General features: G+C 75.3%; 2 protein-coding genes. Both read left to right on the forward strand.

The annotated features are described in order from the left end of the window. Positions 1–179 precede the first annotated feature (179 nt). Entirely contained in the window at positions 180–2,324 is a 2,145-nt protein-coding gene (locus tag WH07_RS35800) for a type IV secretory system conjugative DNA transfer family protein (RefSeq protein ID WP_046509457.1), read from the forward strand. A gap of 161 nt (positions 2,325–2,485) precedes the next feature. Further along, positions 2,486–4,063 carry a PucR family transcriptional regulator gene (locus tag WH07_RS35805; protein ID WP_046509459.1) on the forward strand — a complete coding sequence of 526 codons (1,578 nt, stop codon included), beginning with the start codon at positions 2,486–2,488 and terminating at the stop codon, positions 4,061–4,063. Positions 4,064–4,100: the final 37 nt, after the last annotated feature.

A 4,100-nucleotide genomic window follows, 5' to 3' on the forward strand; every position in this document is an offset into this window, starting at 1 on the left:
ACCCCGGTGCGGGCGGGGCTGACGGGCGGGGTGACGGGCGGGCATCAACCTCCTTGCGGGCGGCGGACGGTGGGCCAGCCGCTGAATGCCCGTCAGTGGCAATACATTGAGCGGGTACAGCAGGTATGGAGCAGGTACAGCAGGGCGGACCGGTGACTGCACAGGGGGCAGGGGTAGGGATGGACAGCGACGGCACGCACGACTCACGGGGCACCCGGGCCAACCCCGTGCCGCGCCCGGCAGGGCCGCCAGGACTGTCGGGGCCGCCGCCCATGCCGCCTCCGCCGTCCTCGGCGTCGTCGTTCGAGGCGGGGCTTCCGCCGGCCCCGGGCCACGCGCCGCACGTCGGCCCGACCCTGCGCGAGTGGCTGCACGTCCCGCGGGTCGCGGACGCCCCGGGGACCTGGGCGTACGGCCACCGGGCACGGCCCCCGGAGGAACCGGAGCGCGCCCCGCTGCGGCAACTGGTCAGCGGGGCGCTGATCTCGCTGCTGGCGGGGATGCTGCTGTGGTCGCTGCTGTGGAACGGGTATCTGGGCGGGTTCTGGCTGTGGCCGCTCTATATGTTCACGCCGGATTCGTGGCGCGGGACCATGGCCTCCGTCGTCGCCTCGTACTTCTGGTACGCGCTGCTCATCGGCGGCCTCCTGTTCGTCTTCGGCCGCCTCGGCCGCTGGCCCGAGCTCGCCCGGCGCCTGCTCCGCCGCGGCCCCGGCGACGCCCCCCGGGAGACCGCCCCGCCGCACCCCGAGCCCGAGGACGATCTCGCCGAGTGGCCCGAGCTGCGGGCCGCCGGGCTCGGGGACGTCGCCGCCAGGCTCGCGTCCGAGGTGCGGGACGGGCGTATGAACGATGTCGACTACGCCCGGATCCGCCGCGCCTGGCACTCCGTACGGGCCGATCCCTCGCGGCTGACCGCCTTCACCGAGGCCGTGCGCGGCAAGGGCGCCGGGGCCTGTGTCCACCCCTCCGGCCACCGTGACCTGCCCGTCCGCGCCGCCCGGCACGATCTGCTCGTACGGCAGGTCAGGATCGGTACGGTCCACGACGGCGAGCGCAATCCGTACCCCCGGCGGGGCACCGGTCTCGCGCTGGATCCGGTGCTGCTCGGCACCTCGCTGCTGGCCGTGGGTCCGCCCGGCGCGGGCAAGACGCACACCCTCGTACGGCCCGTCGTCGAGTCGCTCGCGCTCCAGGCGCTCGCGGGCCAGGCGGCCGTCATCGTGGTCTGCGCCGCGGGCACCCAGTTCGGCCCGGACAGCGCCTTCGACGTCGTGGTGCGGCTCGGCGACCCGGAGTCGGTGTACGACCTCGATCTGTACGGCGGGACCAACGACCCCGACGAGGCCGCCGCCGTACTCGCCGAGGGCCTCGTCGGTGATCTGACGGACACCGACAGCCGGCGGGCCACCACCGCGCTCGCCCAGCTCCTCGGCCCCTTCCGCGTCGCGCACGGCCGTCTCCCCGCCGTACCGGAGCTGCGGGAGCTGCTCGACGGCTCGCCCACCGCGCTGGCCGCCCTGCGAGAGGCACTCGACGCCGGGGGACACCACGCCATGCGGCGCGAACTCGACGCGCGCGAGCGGCAGTCGGGCGCGCCCGGCGATCCGGGGCGGGCGCTCGCCGACCGGGTCGCGCTGCTCGACCGGCCCGCCTTCGCGGGGTTCTTCGACACCACCGGCAGGACCAGGCCGTTCTCGCTGCGCACCCTGGAGCACCCGCTGCGGGTCCGTATCGACCTGCCGGAGCGCGGCCACGCCGAGGCCTCGCGGATGCTGGCCCGGCTGATACTGGCCCAGTTCACGGCGAACGCGGCGACGCGCAACGACCGCTCCCTCTTCGCCTGCCTCGCCCTGGACGACGCGACCCGCACCCTCACCCCCGAGACCCTGCGCGGGGTGCAGCGGCTGCGCTCGGCGAACGCGGGCGCGGTGCTCACCCTCCGTACGCTCGACGATGTGCCCGAGGCACTGCATACCGTGCTGCTCGGGGCCGTCGGCTGCCGGATGGCGTTCTCCGGGATCACCACCTGGGACGGAAAGCGCTTCGCCGAGGCGTGGGGCACCGAGTGGGTGGAGACCCGGGACGTCACCCAGCGGACCGTCTTCGCCGACCAGCCGCTGACCCGGGCGATACACGCCTTCCGGAAGCTGGTCACCGGCAAGGCCGTGACGACGGACGCGGTGACCGTACGGAAGGTCGAGCGCGAGCGCTGGTCGGCCTCCGAGCTGGCTCACTCGGTCCCGGCCGGGCACGCGGTGCTGTCGCTGCGGACGGTGGGGGGCGAGCACGCGCCGCCGCTGCTGGTGGACCTGCGGGGGTGAGGCCTCCGTTCGGAGCGCGAGGGGCGGCGGCCGGTCGTCCGATCGTACAATCTGGCAGAATCGGGTGATGCCGTTCATACGGGACGGCACAGTCGTTCATGGGTGGCCGGTCCTGTTCCGGCGCCCTGCCCGTCCGCTGCCGAAGGCCCTACGGTTCCACCATGCCGCCCACCCTCGCCTCCCTCGTCCAGCATTCGGCGCTCAACCTCACCGTGCGCGCGGGGGAGGACCGGCTCCGGACGCCCGTGCTCTGGGTCCACGCCAGTGAGCTGGCCGACCCCGTCCCGTACATGGAGGGCGGCGAGCTTCTCCTCATCACCGCCACGGGCCTCGACGCCGAGGATCCCGAAGCGATGCGGCGGTACGTACGGCGGCTCGTGGACGCCGGGGTCGCCGGGCTCGGCTTCGCCCTCGGCGTGAACTACGAGGACATCCCCGAGGCGCTCGTCACCGCCGCCCGCGAGGCAGGGCTGCCGCTGCTGGGCGTGCCGCGCCGTACGCCGTTCCTCGCCATCAGCAAGGCCGTGTCCGCGGCGATCGCGGCCGACCAGTACCGCGCGGTCACCGCCGGGTTCGAGGCCCAGCGCGAACTCACCCGCGCCGCGCTCACCGAGGGCCCCGAGGCGCTGCTGGCCCGGCTCGCCGGATACGTGGACGGCTGGGTGGCGCTGTACGACGCGTCCGGCGCGGTCGTCGCCGCCGCGCCCGAGTGGGCCGCGCGCCGGGCCGCCCGGCTGTCGGCCGATGTGGAACGGCTCCGGGAGCGGCCCGCGCCCGCCAGCGCGGTCCTCGGCGGCGCCCCGGGCGCGCACGCCGACGACCGGGTGGAACTCCAGTCCCTGGGCACGGGCCGGCGCGTACGGGGCGCGCTCGCCGTCGGTACGGAAGCGGCGCTCGGCACGGCGGAGCGGTACGCGGTCCACTCGGCGGTCGCCCTGCTGACGCTGACCACGGAGCGCTCGCGCGGCCTGCGGGCGGCGGAACAGCGGCTCGGCTCGGCGGTTCTGCGGATGCTGCTGTCCGGCCAGCCTGACCACGCGCGGGCGGTGGCGGGCGATCTGTACGGGCGGCTGCTCGACGCCCCGTTCCGGCTGCTGATAGCGGAGTCGGCGGAGAGCGCGGACGACGACCCGCTGCCCACGGTCGCCGAGACGCTGGAGGCGGCGGCCGCCCGCGCTCGGGAGGCGGTGCTGGCCGTCCCCGACGGCGACGGGCGCCTGACGGTGCTCGCGGTGGACGGCGGAGCGGTGGTCACGGCGGCGGAGACGTACGCGGCGGGGAAGGCGGAGCCGGCGGGCGTGGTGATCGGCCTGTCCGCGCCGACGGGCCCGATCGCCGCGTCGGGCGCGTACAAACAGGCCGAACAGGCGCTCTCGGTGGCCCGCCGCCGTGGCCGCGCCCTCGTCGAGCACGAGGAACTGGCCACGGGCTCGATCCTCCCTCTCCTCGCGGACGACGCCGTCCGTGCCTTCGCCGACGGCATGCTCCGCGCCCTCCACGACCACGACACCAAGGGCCGCGGCGACCTCGTCGCCTCCCTCCGCGCCTGGCTCTCCCGGCACGGCCAATGGGACGCCGCAGCCGCCGACCTGGGCGTCCACCGCCACACCCTCCGCTACCGCATGCGCCGGGTGGAGGAAATCCTCGGCCGCTCCCTGGACGACCCGGACGTACGGATGGAGCTGTGGCTGGCCCTGAAGACGACGACGCGGCCGGGTGCGGAGGAACAACGGAAGTAGGCCCGTGCGGGCGCGCCCGCACGGGCCCACTCCCGTT

The organism is Streptomyces odonnellii (assembly GCF_000981895.1).
GTDB lineage: Bacteria > Actinomycetota > Actinomycetes > Streptomycetales > Streptomycetaceae > Streptomyces > Streptomyces odonnellii.